Source organism: Bacillus sp. TH50 (assembly GCF_016650565.1).
GTDB classification, from domain to species: Bacteria; Bacillota; Bacilli; order Bacillales; family Bacillaceae_G; genus Bacillus_A; species Bacillus_A mycoides.
In genome coordinates this window covers 132,257-149,360 of the sequence record NZ_JAEKFM010000008.1, presented here as the reverse complement: position 1 = coordinate 149,360, position 17,104 = coordinate 132,257, and the positions used below count along the sequence as shown (strand labels likewise).

General features: G+C 31.9%; 15 protein-coding genes. 14 read left to right on the top strand and 1 reads right to left on the bottom strand.

From position 1 onward, the window contains the following. Positions 1-101 precede the first annotated feature (101 nt). The 14 genes from JFU23_RS28775 (at position 102) to JFU23_RS28710 (ending at position 15,831) form a co-directional block, all read left to right on the top strand. Positions 102-1,277 carry an LL-diaminopimelate aminotransferase gene (locus JFU23_RS28775; protein WP_201033393.1) on the top strand — a complete coding sequence of 392 codons (1,176 nt, stop codon included), beginning with the start codon at positions 102-104 and terminating at the stop codon, positions 1,275-1,277. A 93-nt stretch (positions 1,278-1,370) separates the two neighbouring features. Further along, entirely contained in the window at positions 1,371-1,745 is a 375-nt protein-coding gene (locus tag JFU23_RS28770) for a carboxymuconolactone decarboxylase family protein (RefSeq protein WP_088031189.1), read from the top strand. Between the two features lie 13 nt (positions 1,746-1,758). Continuing rightward, entirely contained in the window at positions 1,759-2,703 is a 945-nt protein-coding gene (locus JFU23_RS28765) for a hypothetical protein (protein ID WP_088031188.1), read from the top strand. Between the two features lie 29 nt (positions 2,704-2,732). After that, on the top strand, positions 2,733-4,187 hold the full coding sequence (locus tag JFU23_RS28760) for a class I adenylate-forming enzyme family protein (protein WP_088031187.1): 1,455 nt from the start codon (positions 2,733-2,735) through the stop codon (positions 4,185-4,187). Positions 4,188-4,196: 9 nt separating this feature from the next. Then, positions 4,197-5,540: an ATP-binding protein gene (locus JFU23_RS28755; RefSeq protein WP_201033392.1), complete on the top strand. Its 1,344-nt coding sequence runs from the start codon at positions 4,197-4,199 to the stop codon at positions 5,538-5,540. Positions 5,541-5,564: 24 nt separating this feature from the next. Next, positions 5,565-7,400, top strand: coding sequence for an excinuclease ABC subunit UvrB (uvrB, locus tag JFU23_RS28750; RefSeq protein ID WP_149191262.1), 1,836 nt, complete (start codon positions 5,565-5,567; stop codon positions 7,398-7,400). Positions 7,401-7,423: 23 nt separating this feature from the next. Then, complete coding sequence (gene uvrA / locus JFU23_RS28745; protein WP_201033391.1) at positions 7,424-10,267, top strand: excinuclease ABC subunit UvrA; 2,844 nt, start codon at positions 7,424-7,426, stop codon at positions 10,265-10,267. Positions 10,268-10,295: 28 nt separating this feature from the next. Then, on the top strand, positions 10,296-11,162 hold the full coding sequence (locus tag JFU23_RS28740) for an amidohydrolase family protein (protein ID WP_201033390.1): 867 nt from the start codon (positions 10,296-10,298) through the stop codon (positions 11,160-11,162). A 5-nt stretch (positions 11,163-11,167) separates the two neighbouring features. Next, positions 11,168-12,433 (top strand): diaminopimelate decarboxylase, encoded by a 1,266-nt coding sequence (gene lysA / locus JFU23_RS28735; RefSeq protein WP_201033389.1) that lies wholly within the window; start codon positions 11,168-11,170, stop codon positions 12,431-12,433. A 17-nt stretch (positions 12,434-12,450) separates the two neighbouring features. Beyond that, positions 12,451-13,185 (top strand): acyl-CoA dehydrogenase family protein, encoded by a 735-nt coding sequence (locus JFU23_RS28730; RefSeq protein ID WP_201033388.1) that lies wholly within the window; start codon positions 12,451-12,453, stop codon positions 13,183-13,185. 5 nt (positions 13,186-13,190) lie between these two features. After that, entirely contained in the window at positions 13,191-14,342 is a 1,152-nt protein-coding gene (locus tag JFU23_RS28725; RefSeq protein ID WP_088031180.1) for an acyl-CoA dehydrogenase family protein, read from the top strand. 31 nt (positions 14,343-14,373) lie between these two features. Further along, entirely contained in the window at positions 14,374-14,628 is a 255-nt protein-coding gene (locus JFU23_RS28720; RefSeq protein ID WP_088031179.1) for an acyl carrier protein, read from the top strand. A 37-nt stretch (positions 14,629-14,665) separates the two neighbouring features. Continuing rightward, positions 14,666-15,085, top strand: a complete 420-nt coding sequence (gene acpS, locus JFU23_RS28715; protein ID WP_187770560.1) for a holo-ACP synthase — start codon at positions 14,666-14,668, stop codon at positions 15,083-15,085. A 23-nt stretch (positions 15,086-15,108) separates the two neighbouring features. Next, positions 15,109-15,831, top strand: coding sequence for a winged helix-turn-helix domain-containing protein (locus JFU23_RS28710; RefSeq protein ID WP_176280899.1), 723 nt, complete (start codon positions 15,109-15,111; stop codon positions 15,829-15,831). Between the two features lie 875 nt (positions 15,832-16,706). Here JFU23_RS28710 and JFU23_RS28705 read toward each other — a convergent pair. Next, positions 16,707-17,093, bottom strand: coding sequence for a RidA family protein (locus JFU23_RS28705; protein WP_201033387.1), 387 nt, complete (start codon positions 17,091-17,093; stop codon positions 16,707-16,709). Positions 17,094-17,104: the final 11 nt, after the last annotated feature.

Genomic DNA, 17,104 nt, shown 5'->3' with positions numbered 1-17,104 from the left:
ATCACGTGGGATTAACATAGATTTTATGTATTTTGGTAAAATATACTATTATAATTTTACTAAAATAACATAAAAAAAATCTAAAAATTCGGAGGAGTTAGATGAATTTCAAAATTTCGAATAGAGTATCTAATTTACCTAGTTATTTATTTGCACATCTTGAGAATATGAAACAAAAGAGAGTAAAGGAAGGATATCCTGTTATCGATCTAAGTGTGGGAGATCCTAATTTTCCAACACAAAGTCACATTGTCGAAAAAATGAAAGAAGTTTTATCTGAATATGAAACGCATCGATATCCTCCATTTCGCGGTATTGATCAGTTAAAAATCACAATTTCCGAGTGGTATAAAAGGCGGTTTGGTGTGGATATAGATCCGGAGAAAGAAGTATTGATTTTAGTGGGTTCAAAGGAAGGATTATCTCATATATCGCTTTCATATATAGATCCGGGAGAAATAGCATTAGTTCCTAATCCTGGTTATCCAGCATATGCAGGTGGAGTGGCTCTTGCTGGAGGGCAAGTAGAGGAGCTACCTTTACTAGAAAAGAATAATTTTTTTCCGGATTTCTCTAACGTTTCTCCTAGGATAGCTAAAAAAGCAAAATTAATGTTTTTAAACTATCCTAATAATCCTACTGGTGCGGTGGCAGGTGTTGAGGATTTTGAGCGAGCAGTAGAGTTTGCAAAGAAAAATAATATCATAGTCGCACATGATGCTGCATACTCAGAAGTTTCTTTTGGTAATTATGTAGCGCCTAGTTTTTTAAAAGCAAAAGGAGCTAAGGAGATAGGGGTGGAATTTCATTCCTTTTCAAAAACATTTTGTATGACTGGTTGGCGCATTGGAATGGTGGTTGGGAATGCAGAAGTTATAGATAATATAGCCAAAACGAAAGCATTTGTAGATTCAGGTGTATTTGGAGCTATCCAAAAAGCAGCTTCATTTGCACTAGATTCTTATAACGAAGTTCCTAAAGAAATCAAAGAGCGTTATTTAGAGCGTATGAATATCCTTAAAAGAGGATTAGAGCCTCTTGGTTGGGAAATTCAGGTGCCTAAAGCAGGGTACTTTATTTGGGTGAAAGTACCAAATAATAATAGTTCTATGGAATTTTGTAAGATGTTATTAGAAAAGGCGGGGGTTTTGATGACTCCAGGTGTAGGATTTGGAGGTTATGGAGAAGGATTTATAAGGATTTCCTTAAATGTTGAAGAAGAACAGCTCCATAGAGCAATTAAGTCAATTAATGAAAATATCTATATTCAAAAATAAACACTATAAAATAGTTTTATTAATATTTAATACCAATATAATAAAAAATACAACTCATCTATTTCTAATTATTAAAAATTTGGAGGGTTATATATGAATATGAATGATATTAATCAAATTTATCAAAATCTATTTGGTTTTATTCCAGCTCCAACTGAGGCTAGGCATGAGGTGACTCTTCAAGTTAGGCCAGAAGAGCTTGAATTACATGAAATGTTTAGAAAAAATAGCATGGAATCAAAGTATATTCCAGAAAAATATGTACAAATAATGTTATTTGGTATGTTACTTATGCTAGCTGCACCTGGGGCTAAGGTGCACTTAATTGCCTCAAGAAGAGCTGGCGCTAGTTGGGACGAGTTATTTGATGTAGCTAAGCTAGCATTCTTATTTAAAGGATTATCTGCATTTAATTTTGGTATGTCTTTAATTAAAGAAGTAATGGAAAGTGAAAAAAATAATAATTAGGAGAGACTATAGAATGGAGTTATATATTTCTAACTTAGAAGTACTTTATCTAGATAAATATAAGACTGTAAAGGATTATTTGTGCGATATAAAAGGAGCAGAGGTTAATCCAGATTTTAATGGAATGTTTGAAGCGTATAAAAAGAAGTCTAGTCAAGACAGCAGAGATTTGGGACTAGATTCCTTTAAAAAATATATGTATACAATCCCAATTAGTGATAATAATATTGCGGAAATGTCAGGGGATGTGGTGAGAAAATCTTTAAACGGAAAATCTAAGGAGAATATTAAACATCTCGTTTACTGCCATGAATTTTTAAATCTCCCACAACCTATAACTGTAGCAATGAATATAAAAAGACATGGGGATTTATCTCAAGCGCTACCTTATGCTATCAAAGATCAGGGATCCGTTGTATCTTTAACAGCTATAAATATTGCAAAAATGTTTATAGAAGATAATAAGCAGGAATTTCAAATAGTATGTGCTGATAAATGTAATCTTCCACAAATGCGTGTTAAACATAATCAATTTCCTTATGGCGATGGAGCTGCTTCGTTTACAATTTCTAGAACTACTGGACAATTTAAGATTGTTTCATGGGATCTTCATTCATGGCATGTTAGGGAAGAAAATAATTGTGAAGATGAGCTAATTGTACATATTCAAGAGCAGTTAAAGCACATAAAAGAAGAAAATTTAAATATTATGCCCTACCATGTGATTTTACAAAATTTCTCTTCGAACTTTATAGATAAAATTAAATTAGATTGTAAGGGTTTTTATTTTTATCAACGTGAATATCGAAATACTGCTAACTTAACTACTTCAGATCCGTATTATAGTCTAAAAGAGATGCATCAAAAAGGACAAATCAAAAAAGGGATGCATATTCTACTAATCTTTGCTGGTTCTAAAGGTACTATTGGGACGCTTCATCTAGAATGTATGCAATAACATTATTATATGACAGAGGTGATTAGAAAGTGGAGATATTGGAATACATATATAAATCTGCAGAGAAGTTTCCGGATAAAGAAGCTTTAATGTATAAAGATTATAAATTAAGCTATAAACAATTTGTAAATGAATTTGATAGTATTGGTGAAAAAATAGAGCAAGATATAAGTGGTTTTTCTTATCCAATTGGTATTTATATTAAAAATCATCCAGATTTCATCATTTCTTATTATGCACTTATTAAAGCTAAGAAAGTTGCTCATTTAGTCGATCATAAATGGCGAGAGAATGAGTTAGACAACTTAATAAAGCATGTTCATCTTGGCGGATTTATTGTTAGGACGGAAGAAATAGATGATTTTCCTTTAGTAGAAAAGATAAAACATATTTATAAATATGGAAATATATCACTAATTATTCTTCAACAAAAATATTTGTCTAATGAGATTGCGACGGAGAGATTAGAAAATATAATATCATGCCGTTATTCATCGGGAACGACAGGTATTCCAAAATGTATGATGTACGAAGAGAAAAATGTAATCGCAGCATCTACAAATTGGTTAGAATCAGTTAATTTAAATTCGAATGATATAGTATATTGTGCCGCATATTTAACGCACGGCTTAGCTTTTAATACCTCAATACTTGCTCCATTGAGAGTTGGTGCTACAATTTTACTCCATGATAATATAACCCCAAGAAAAGTAGTTGAAATTATATTAGATAAGAAACCTACTATATTTGTGGCTTTTCCAGTTTTGTATGATTTAATGACTAGAATAAAAAATACAAAGCAATTTAAAAATGTAAGAATGTGTGTATCTTCAGGTACAATTCTTCATGAAAGTATAAAAAGAAAATTCAAAAGGCTGTTTAGTATTAATATTTCAGACTTATATGGCGTAGCTGAAACTGGACTATCAATCTTAAATCAAACGGATGACTATAACAGTGTAGGATATCCACTCCATAATGTTAAAGTGAAAATTTTGGGTAATGATGGTGAAGAGTTACAAAAAGGAGAAGTAGGAGAAGTAGCGTTATATACGGAGTCAAGGGCGAAGGGATATTATAATCTTCCAGGCGAGTTAGAAAAAAGGTTATCTCAAAATTATTATTTGACTGGGGATTTAGGTGAAATGGAGCTAGATGGAAAAGTATATATAAGAGGAAGAAAAAGTGATGTTGTAGATGTAGCAGGTAAAAAAGTAGATCCAGTTGAAGTAGAGGATGTCCTACGACAACATCCCGAAATATATGATGTATCTGTATTTGGGAAAAAAAATCTAGAAAAAAGAACGGAAATTTTAGCAGCAGTTGTAGTTGCTAATGATTATTTAAAAAGGGAAACTGTGGTGAAATTTTGTGAGGAAAGATTAGTTAGTTACAAAATACCACAAATTGTTAAATTTGTATCCGCTATTCCCCGTAATAATAATGGAAAGGTTTTAAAAAATGAACTGCAAAATTTAGTCTAGGAGGAAACTATGTCTTTCTATAAGGAACTAAAGAACAGTCTTAGTGAATCGGGAAAAAATTTTATATGGTTGGGTAATGTTGAAGTAGAACAGCATTGGAAAAAAGAAAACATCATTACAATACCGGGTAGTAATATTTCGAAAGCGCAACCATTGGTTAATAAAATAGGTGAAATGGCATTATTTCTTGCTGGAAAAGAAGACATTGTTTGTCTTAAAGAAGACATTGATGAGGATTATGTACAATATATAGAAGAAACTCGAGGATTTGTTCCGAATGTAATGAATTTCTATTCTGATAACTCGGCAGATAATATTTCGGAAACAATTTTATCTAGCACTAAAAATATTAATAGGCTTCAAAATATTAATAGAGATAATTCGTATTCATTACTACCATATGGTACATCAAACATTGAGGAAAAGGTATCTCAACAAACTTCAATTTCTTTATGTACTCCTGCATCAACTATATGTCGTGAGGTTAATAGCAAGATTTATAGCTGGAAGTTAGCAGATGAATTTGATCTTCGCCAAGTAGCAGGAAAAGTGAGTCATACTATCTCAGAACTTGAGTTTAATTATCATGAAATTAGAAAAAGATATTTAGAAAATCCATTAGTTTTAAAAGACTCTATGGGAGTATCTGGAAAAGGAATGGTTCTAATTGATTCAGATAGTAAATTTGAAAATATTTTAAACTTATTAAAAAGGATGTCCGTAAAAAAGGGACATGAAAATATAGAAATGATTTTAGAAAATTGGATTGAAAAAGAAAGAGACCTTAACTATCAATTCATCATAGATAAAAAAGGGAATGTCAAATTTACATCAGTTCGAGAAGCGTTGGTACATAAAGGTGTACATTTGGGGCATAAATTACCAGTTCAATTAACAAAAGTTCAGGAAAAAGAACTTCTAGAAAGTTATGAAATTATTGGGAAAATATTAGCGAGAGATGGATTTTATGGTGTAGTTGGTGTTGATGCAATGATTGATAGGAAAGGATTTTTGTACCCTTGTGTCGAAATAAATGCTAGATTCAACATGGCAACATACCAAAATAATATTATTGAAAGATTTTTCAATCCCCATGCGTTCTTTATGGCTATACCTTTTGAGGTTGTCTTGGAAAAAACAGTACCTTTCAAAATAATTAAAGAGGAGCTAAAAGATATTTTATATACCAAGGAAAAAGAGCATGGTGTAATTATTAATGGCTTTTCTACGTTGAATTTGGGAATTAATAAGAAAGGGAGGCTATATACAATTATATTTGGTGAAACTATCAATCAATGTGAAGATATGGTGAAAATTTTGAAGAATAAATTAGGAAATTTAAATGTTACTTAGAGGAGAAATAAAAGGAGATACAATATGAGAAAATCGATAGATTTTCAGATCCAATCATCTATGGAACCTATGGGTGATCAGCCACAAGCCATTGAAAAGCTAGTAACGGGAGTAAAGAATGGCAAAAGTAGGTTGTTATTAAAAGGGGCTACAGGTACCGGAAAGACATTTACTATTGCTAATGTAATTCATCAACTTAATCGTCAAACTTTAATTATCGCTCATAATAAAACATTAGTGGCTCAACTATGGAGCGAATTAAAGGAATTATTCCCTAATAACGCAGTAGAGTATTTTGTAAGTTATTATGATTATTATCAACCAGAGGCTTATGTTCCACATAAAGATCTCTTTATAGAAAAGGACTCTAAAATTAACAGTGAAATTGAAAGAATGAGGCATTCTGTTATGGCCAGTCTATTAAAACGAACAGATGTCATTGTAGTAGCCAGTATTTCATGTTTGTATCCAATGAGTGCCCCCGAGGACTTTAATAGTACTTCTTTCGTTTTATCTGTAAAACCAGATGGGTATTTTGTTTACACATATGAGCAAGTTATTAAGCATCTAATTGATAATCAGTACAAAAGAAATGATATAGAGTTTGAGCCTGGAACATTTAGAATCCGTGGGGGATCAATTGATATCTATCCAATGGGTAAACAGGAAGCTATCAGGTTACAATTTTTTGGAGATGAACTAGAGGAGATCCTTACTATTCATCCTGTTACTGAAGAGATAGTGGATAGTCTAGAGGAAGTTCATATCTTTGCTGCTACAAGTTTTATTACAACAACAAAACAAATTGAAACAGCTCTACCTTTAATTGAAAAGGATTTAGTTGAGCAGTTAAAGTTTTTAAGAGGTTTAGGTAAATTTCATGAGGCAGAAAGGTTGGAACAACGTACATTATATGATCTGGAATTGTTAAAGAATACAGGTCATTGTATGGGAATCGAAAATTATTCTTTATATATGCAAAATAGAGAAAAAGGGTCGAGATGTTTTAACTTGACGGATTATTTTGAAGATGGATATTTAACAGTAGTTGATGAATCTCATGTAACATTACCGCAGTTTCACGCTATGTATGCTGGAGATCAGTCTAGAAAGAAAAATTTAATTGACTATGGATATCGTTTACCTTCATCACTAGACAATAGACCACCTAAGTTTGAAGAATTTATGAACAATACGAAATGTATGGTGTCTATGTCGGCAACTCCTGGAAAACATGAAGTAGATTCTAAAGAGGTTTTTGTGGAACAAGTAATACGCCCTACTGGGCTTATCGATCCAGTTATTGAAGTGAAGAGTAGCGAAAATTACTTTGAGACTTTAATAAATGAAATAAAAAATACTATTAGTCGAAATGAAAAGGTATTAGTTATTGCGTTAACCAAAAAACAAGCAGAAGAAATAACGAAAGAAATTAATAACTTACAAATAAAAGCAGAATACTTGCATTCTGAAGTGGAGAATATAGAGAGATCAGAAATTATTAGAGATTTTAGAATGGGTAATTTTGATGTGCTTGTAGGAATTAATCTTTTAAGAGAAGGGTTAGATTTACCAGAGGTATCGCTAGTAGCTGTAATTGGAGCAGATCAAAGGGGATTCCTTCGATCTAAAAGTGCATTATTACAACTAATTGGTCGTGCTGCTAGAAATATTAATGGAAGAGCACTTCTGTTTGCCGATAGTATAAAAGATAATATTGAAGGTGCTATTGAGGAGACCGAGCGTAGGAGAGAAATTCAAATACAATATAACAAAGATAACAATATTGTACCTAAAACAATTGTAAAAAAAGAACCTGTTTCTTTGAAAAATTTATTAGGTATCCCTGAGGAGCGTTAAGTGGGAACAAGGAGGATTAAGGTATGTCTGACCGGGTAATCAAAGTTCGGGGAGCAAGGGCTAATAATCTGAAGAGTGTAGATATAGATTTAGACTTTAATAGCCTTACTGTGTTTTCAGGTTTAAGTGGCTCAGGAAAATCATCCTTAGCATTTGATACAATCTTTGCAGAGGGACATCGTAGGTATGTTGACTCTTTATCATCGTATGCGAGGCAGTTTTTAGGACAAATGGAAAAACCAGATGTAGATTCTATTGAAGGCCTTACACCATCAGTATCTATTGAGCAAAAAGTTATACATAAGAATCCTCGATCTACAGTTGGAACGATAACTGAGATATATGATTACATGAGAATATTGTTTGCTTCTATTGGTATTCCTTATTGCCCAGAACATAATATTCCTATACAACCCCAATCAATAGATCAAATGATGAATCAGCTTAAAGATTTAAAAGATGGGACAGAGTTGTATATATATGCCCCTCTCATTAAGGGAAAAAAGGGAGAGTTCAAGAGTGTAATTGAGAGAGCTATTCAGAAGAGATTTATTCGAATTAGGGTTGATGGCGAATTATTAAAGATTACTAGTCCCATCGTTTTAGATAAAAATAAACAACATACAATAGAGGCTCTTATTGATAAGGTCACTTTTTCACATGCTAATAAAAGAAGGGTTACAGATTCGATCAAAAAAGCTGCGTTAGAAGCAAAAGGACAAGTATTAATAGAGACGTTAGAACAAAATGGAAAAACAAACAAATACTTTTTTAATAGCTTACAAGCATGTTCCGAATGTGGTTATTCTATTGATGAGCTAACACCTAGGAATTTCTCGTTTAATAGTCCATATGGCGCGTGTGAACAATGTCATGGGTTAGGGGCTACTTTACAAGTGAATCCAAGACTGTTAATAACAGATTGGAATAAGTCTATAAATGAAGGCGTGTTTGAAAATTGGGCTACGAGTACTGCAAAATGGTATCACAATATAATTGATATAGTGTGTAATCATTATGGTATTTCTAAAGAAACGCCATTTAAAAACCTTTCTGATCAACATAAGAATATTCTTCTTTATGGAAGTGGAACAGAGGAAATCCTATTTCAATATGAGTCAGAGCGTAAACAACGAACACATTCAGCGCCTTTTGAGGGAGTAATTCCTAATATAAATCGTAGATACAATGCTAGTAATTCGGACAGTGTGAAGGAAAAATTAGAAGAAGTAATGTCTAGCATTACATGTCAATCTTGTAGTGGTAAGAGATTAAAACAAACAAGTTTAGCTGTATATATTGGTGATACAAATATTGCACAATTATCTAGCATGTCTATTGATAATGTAGCTAATTTTTTTAAGCATATCAATCAAATTCTTACTGAAAAACAAATAGAAATTTCCGAAAGGTTACTTAAGGAAATTAATAGTAGATTACAGTTTTTATTGGATGTAGGCTTAGAATATTTAACCTTAGATAGGGAAGCAAAAACACTATCTGGTGGAGAAGCTCAGCGTATTAGATTAGCTACTCAAATAGGGTCGGCTTTATCTGGAGTGATATACGTTTTAGATGAACCCAGCATTGGATTGCATCAAAGAGATAACATTCGTTTAATAAATACTCTAAAAAAGTTAAGAGAATTAGGTAACATGGTAATAGTTGTAGAACATGATACAGATACAATGTTAGCAGCGGATTATATAGTTGAACTAGGACCTGGAGCAGGGAATCAAGGTGGAGAAATTGTAGCAGCCGACACTCCTGAAGCGTTTAAAAAAGGAAATGGTTCGTTAACTAGTCAATATTTATCTGGTGCTAAAGAAATAAAGATTCCTAAAGAAAGAAAAAAAGAAAATGGGAAATATTTATCTATTAGAGGTGCTAAAGAAAATAATTTGAAAGATATTGACGTCGATATTCCCTTAGGGCTACTGACTTGTATTACTGGTGTTTCAGGTTCAGGGAAAAGTACCCTAATCCATGAAATATTATATAAGCATTTAGCTAGAAAAATTCACAGAGCATATAAATTGCTGCCAGGTGATTTTGATGAGATAAGTGGTTTAGAACACATTGATAGAGTAATTAATATTGATCAATCACCGATAGGAAGATCACCTAGATCTAATCCAGCGACGTATACAGGTATGTTTGATGAAATTAGAGATTTATTTGCAAAGACACCAGATGCTAAAGTAAGGGGATTAACTAAAAAGGCATTTAGTTTTAATGTACCTGGAGGAAGATGCGATACTTGTAAGGGCGATGGGGTAGTTAAGATTGAAATGCACTATTTACCTGATGTTTATGTTGTTTGTGATGATTGCCAAGGGCATCGATATAATCAAGAAACCTTAAATGTTCAATATCGAAATAATAATATTTCCGATATTTTAAATATGACTGTAGCAGATGCAACAGAATTTTTTAAAGATCATCCTAAAATAATAAAATATATAAACAGCTTAAATAAAGTTGGTTTAGGTTATATGAAAATTGGACAACCAGCAACAACTTTGTCAGGTGGAGAAGCACAACGTATTAAACTAGCTACAGAATTATCAAGGACATCTACTAGTAAAACCTTATATATCCTTGATGAACCTACTACAGGTCTACATTTAGAAGATATAAACCGACTTTTAAAAGTTATACATCAACTAGTAGAAAAGGGATCATCAGTCTTGATAGTAGAACATAATTTAGAAGTTATTAAAACAGCAGACTATATTATTGATATGGGGCCTAATGGAGGGGAAAATGGAGGACAGGTAGTAGCTGCAGGGACTCCTGAGGAAATATGTAATGTACCCCGTTCGCTTACAGGGGAATTTTTAAAGGGATTTTTAGAACATAATTAATAAATATTTTTGGAAAGGGGGTGATTGTTTGATTGATTTTCATGTTCATGTTGGAGAATTAAAAAGTGAGTACACTGAAGAGTTTGCCCAACAAATGATGGATTCATGTAATAAATCTCATACAAATATGGAAGTAAGAATAGAAAATTTAATCAAAGAAATGGAAGGAGTAGGAGTAAAAAAAGCGGTATTACTTGCTTTTAATGCTAAACGCACATTAGGAGTACATGTTACAAATGAGTATGTTTCAAAATTGTGCACAAAATATCCAAAATATTTTGTAGGTTTTGCTTCCTTTGATGCTTATGAAAAATCCTTGTGTAAAAAGAGTCTAGAACAAGAGTTAACTAATTATAACCTACATGGATATAAATTAGCTTTTGGATACTTGGGCATTTCACCTAATGATCCGGGCTGGTATCCTCTGTATGAAGATGCAGAGGAGCGTAGCCTACCAGTTTTAGTTCATATGGGGTTTACTCCGATAAAACAAGCAAGTTTACGTTATTGTCACCCTATACTACTAAATGATGTACTAATTAAATTTCCAAATCTTAATATTATAATAGCACATATGGGATGGCCGTGGATTAACGATACATTATCTCTTCTTAAAAATTTTAAAAATGTATATACTGATTTATCAATTGTATCTTTTTATCAACCAATTGATGAAATGTGTAATATTTTTAAGATGGCAAAAGAACAGGGGGTTATTAATAAGTTAATTTGGGGTACGGATTATCCAATGTGTACAATGGAGGAAAGCATTAATCGCTTTAAGAATATAAAAAAGCGCTTAGAAGAACAAGGAGTTCATATCACAGAAGAAGAATGGGATCAGATTTTTTATAAAAATGCAGAAAAATTATTGCAGTTGAAGAAGGGAGTTTAATATAAATGATTACCACAAACAAACTGAATATTGAAAAAAATAACCTTTTAGAAGTGGTAAAAAAGATAGGTACACCAGCTTATGTATATGATGCTAGTGTTATTCAAGAGCAAGTATACAAGCTCTTGAACCTTCACAAGGCAATTCAACTATTTTATTCCCTAAAAGCAAACCCTAATCCATCTATTGTAAAGTTAATTTATGACTTAGGGGCCAATTTAGAGATTTGTTCACTAAAGGAATTAGAGATAATAAAAAAAATAGGAGTTTCTCCTGAACGAGTTTTATATTTGGGACCAGGAAAAACTGAAGAAGAAATTAGAAAAGTATTTGAGTACGGAGTTAAATATTTTATTGTAGAGTCACTACAAGAGATGCAAAAAGTAAATAATATAGCTCAAGAAAAAGAAGTAACCGTTAGAGTTGGTATTAGAATTAATCCAAGTGTATCAGCAAAAGGTTCAAAATTAACTATGGGTGGAAAACCAAGGCAATTTGGTATGGATGAAGAACAGCTGGAAAATATATTTGAGTTAGAAGAAAGATTATCAAATCTCAAGATTGTAGGGATACATGTATATAATGGCACACGCATTCTATCTAGTGATGTGTTCATAGAAAATACAGCATATATTTTAAATTTGGCAAAGAAAGTTCAAGAACAATTTCATGTTAAATTAGATTATGTAGATATCGGTGGTGGAATGGGAATACCGTATTTTTCTAATGAAAGCACGCTTGATTTGGATGATATTTCTGATAGATTACATGCTATGATTCAGGAGTTTTATAGTAGCTTTGGTGAAGAAATCCCGATATTTTTAGAGTCAGGTAGATATGTTGTAGGTGAAAGTGGGATTTATGTTACAAAAGTATTATATGAAAAAAAATCTAAAAATTGCGATTTTTTAACGGTAGATGGAGGAACACATCACCATATGGCCGCTGGTGGAATGGGGAATGCTCTAAAGAAAAATTTCCCAATCAAGGTTCTTAATAAATGGAGTGATGAACCTAATACCGAATATTATATTTCTGGCCCTTTATGTACCCCAAACGATTTAATTGCAAAGAAGATAAGCCTTCCTAAATCCCAGCCCGGTGATTATATTGGCATTTTGAATGCTGGAGCATATGGATTGACTGCAAGTCCTGTATTATTTTTAAGTCATCACCTTCCTACTGAAGTATTGGTGAAAGATGATAAGTATATAGTCATTCGTAAGAAAACAGAATATGATCTGCCAGTAGTACAAACATTTGAAAGTTAATAGGAGGTAGTTTATACATGAAAACACTGAAATCTCCATCTTTTTCAACAAGAATAGATAGCATAATAGATAATATAGATGAAAATACTCTTTATAATGAACTACTTAAAGAAGAACAAAAATTATTACAAGAATTAAAAGAAGTCAAAGTAAGCTTGGGATGGAAAAATCGAGATTTATATTTGTTTGCCGGAAAGCATCAGGATGGTTCTATTCTATACCTAGACAACAATGTCTGGTGGAAAATGAGTTTTGAAGATAGTGTGAAAGTTTACAGTTTAGATGAGGAGGAGTTGTCCCTTAAAAAGGTTGAACAGTATAAAAACGTTATAAAAGTTCCCTCTCATCAACAAAAGAAACTATGGATTTATGGACTTCGATATAAAATAATTTTAGCATCTTTTGTTTTGAAATTCAGTAAATTGATATTACAATTTTGTAAAGATTATATTAAAGAACGTAAAACTTTTGGCGTACCAATAGCTAAACACCAAATGGTTTATGATACATTTGTCATTGCAAGTAGTGAAATTGAAGGGAATATACTGTTTTTAAGGGAACTATCAACAAAATCTATTATAGATGAAGCAGAATATAGTAAGTTCTTTAAACAGATTAATTTTATGTTGGAAAATAGTACTCAAATTATAGATAAGATATTACCTGTTTTGGGGGCATTTGGATTAGAGGATCCTTTCATTATAAAAAACTTTCTCAAAATACACCATATTTCAATGTTGAAGGGGGTCTAATTAATATGTTTGAATCACTTAGAACTGAATTAAGAGTATACGGGGAATCATTAAGGGAATTTGCATTAGAAGCAGATAAGAGTCGAGGATTACCACCCACTTATCTTCAGCAAGACTCATTTTACCAGCCTTTATGGCGTTTAGGTGTCCCAAAGGAGTATGGTTATACTGGTATCAGTGGACGAGATAATCAAATCTATTATGGAGATTCCTCTTTGGAGTTAGCGATATGGACTGAGGAGTTAGCATATGGAGATCCAGCGATGATGTTATCTTTACCTGGACCACAATTATTAGGACCAATATTAAAAGAGCTAGGGACTCAGGAACAACAGGATAAATTCTTCAACTCCTTTATGGGGAGGAATCCGGTTTGGACGGCTTTCAATTTAACGGAGCCTAATGCTGGATCAGATATAGCAGCTATTGAAACGGTTGCAACCAAAAAAAATGATAGAACGTATCTATTACAAGGAGAAAAAAAATATATAGCTAATGCAGAAAGAGCGCAATGGGCACTTACTTTTGCTAAGATGGGCCATAAAAATAACACGTTTGCAATTCAAAGTTTTTTAATATATGAAGATCAATTTAAAAATTCGGATACTGTAAATAGAGATTATGGTCGGACTTTAGGAATGCATGCAGCTAGGTTAGGTCATACAGTCTATAACAATTTAGAAGTAGATAAATCTCAAATTATTGGTTTAAATAAACCACCTCTTCAAAGAGGATTACGGGGAGCTATGAAAGTGTTTTTTAGAATGCGACCTTCGACATCTTCGATTGCAATTGGAACATCGAGAGCCATGGTAGATTACGTGAGAGAAAATATTAAGTTGAATTTAAATGAAGAAATTATACTCGATGAACTTCAATGGAAAATTGAAAGAACTAGGAGATTAGTTTATCGGGCAGCTAAAGAAGTTGATAGGGGTATTTATAATGCAGGTACTTCTTCCATGGGAAAATGGATGGCAAATAATTTGGTATATGAAGTAACCAGACGAATTAATCAGGTTGTAGGATCGGAAGCTATTATTGACCATCCATTATTAGAAAAATGGCTAAGGGATGGAAGAATGATAGAGTTTATGGAAGGATCAACAAATATTCATAAACGGGAAGTTGCTCAAGAACTACTGGGAATTAATTAATAATAAAATTAAATAATCGGGGGTTAAGTATATGAATAAGCTAAATAATTTAATGGATGTAGTTACTGAAATTCTTGCACAGCAATTAGAACTTGCTGTAGCAGATGTGAAAGTAGATGCAAATATTTTTGAAGAACTAGGGCTTGATTCAACAGGTATAATTGAACTTTTATTAGCTCTTGAAGAGAAATGTGAAATTGAATTTGATATGGAAGAGTTGGATCCTTCATATTTAGAAAGTGTTACTACCATTGCAAATTATATTATGGAGTTGAAAAATAGCTAGAATAATAAAAAAATTTATTCGGGAGTCGATGTATACCATGAAACAGGGAAATTCAATCTTATCCGTGCCTAATGTATATGGTATAGGGATTGATATTCAAGATATTACTGAGATTCAATCTGCAATAAAAAAATATGACCTCAAATTTTTAAATAAAATTTTCGTTCCAGAAGAAATTGAATATTGTAGAAAAAAAAGTAACCCATCCCAACATTTTGCAGCAAGATTTTCTGCAAAGGAAGCCCTTTTTAAAGCATTAGGTACAGGGATTGGTAATGGATTCTGTTTTACAGATGCTGTTATACTTAAGAAGAAGACGGGCGAACCGTATTTTAAATTCTATAATACGACTGAACAAACGATTAAGAAACAAAAGTTGGAAGCTTTTGTATCACTTTCTCATTCCAAAGACTACTCTATCGCACAGGTAGTCTTGATATCTAATTTTACCAAATAAAAAATATTATGGAGGAATGGGAAATGAAAATTGTCGTTATTAGTCCTGAATTATTTTTACCAAAGTTAGCTCGGAGATCTGCATACTATCCCAATTGGGAAATTATACATGTGGGAGATATTACTTCTCTAAATTATATTTTAAAAGATAAAAGAAACCATTTTGATGGGATAATATGGAGATTAAAAAGCTTAGATTTTGAAGAGGTAAAACAATTTCGAAATATAAAAAAAGAGTTAGAAAATATCCCAATATTAATATTATTTGATGAAGATATTAGTACTAATAAGGCAGGATTAGAACTTTTGAAAAAAAATTCTACAATGTCTTTTGAAATTCATACTCATCAACAAATACAGGAGTGCGTGAGTCATTTTTATAAACATATTGTCCAATTGAATAGAAATAAGCAGCACAACAAAAATATTGTTGAACTTTATCCAGGTATATTTGTGAATGTAGATATGCATTATCTAGATAATGCAGGTGAAATTTTTCCTTTAGCTGGAAAAGAGTATGAAATGCTCATGTTCTTTATAAACATGCGAGACAAATTTGTCACAACAGAAGATATCCTACTTGCTATTTGGGATGAATATACAACTACTGAAACAGTTAGACAATATATTTATAAGCTCAGAAAAAAATTATATACTAGTCAGAAAAATTTTAATCTTATAGTCCACCGAAAAGGAGTTGGTTATACCTTAATTGGTAAAGGAAACGAATTTCTTGTAGGGCTTTAATAACTTATTAAAAAGAGGCGTGTTAGAATTGCTTATTTAAAATAAGAAGAATTCTACATGTCTCTTACGTATGTATAAAATTAATTTTTGAATTTTTAAACCTTTTAGATACTATTCTCCTTAGGTTGAATTATATCCTTCTAATTTGACTATTTTTTTGAATGATAGTAATATTTTTGAACTTAAATTTATATTATTATATATGACTATTATGATTTTTTAAGCGAGTTTAATTTCCACTTCGAGTACTGTGAAAGTCATAATTCGGTGATAAAAGTGGGATGAAAGTTACTATTAAACCTTTTTGGATTTAATTTATTATCAAATGGAGGTAAGGTAAGTTTTCAGCCGAACTAAAATGATTAGTTAAATCTTGAATTTTTACCATGATTAAAAAAGTGTATCCTTATCATCAAATTCGACAAAAAGAGTTATAAATGCTAATTAATGTATGAAAACAATTAAAGTTGCTTCCTTATTTAAATTTCTGACAAAGGAAAAACCTATGATAAGTTATACATTATTAAATGCCTTACTTAAGGATATATTTGATACAAAATAATGTGTTTGAATTTATATATTTATAAAGTGATTATTAATAAAAGTTTCTTTTCTAAACTGAAGATCCTATTCAAAATCACGTAGAATAGTGATTTTGAGGAAGACTTGTAAATGAGAGGTGTACAGAGCTAAGAGAAAACTTTCAAACACTAATAATCCGACTGAAAGATTTTATATAAAGTAGATTCAAATACATTTGCAAATGGAACAAAGGGATTGCTGCAAGGGAATTTTGTGAACCAACTTGAGTTGATTTTTTCGTGGACAATCCATAAAAATCTCCCACCTTAAGTCTATGCTTAGGTGGGATAGTATTATAGCAGACAGTCAGCTTCAACTTCTACAAGCCACTCTTCCTTTATAAATCTATTTACTTCAAAAACTGTACAAGCTGGTTTGATTTTTGAAAAATATTCTTTATGGGCTTTAGCTGCTTCATGCCACTTATTCATATCTGTAATATAAATTTTTGTTCTAACAACATCCTCTAAAGAAGAACCCATTTTTTCTAAAGAACTTTTGATTACATTAATACAACTTTTTGTTTGTTCATAAACATCAGAGGTTGTGGTCTCTCCATTAGCATTTAAGGGGGCTGTGCCTGCAACTACAATGATATTTCCTTTTTTAATTGCCCTAGAAGATCCTAAAAAGTCTTCAAATGGGGAATTAGAGCTTACTACTGTTTTTTCATTTGACATAAAAATCAACT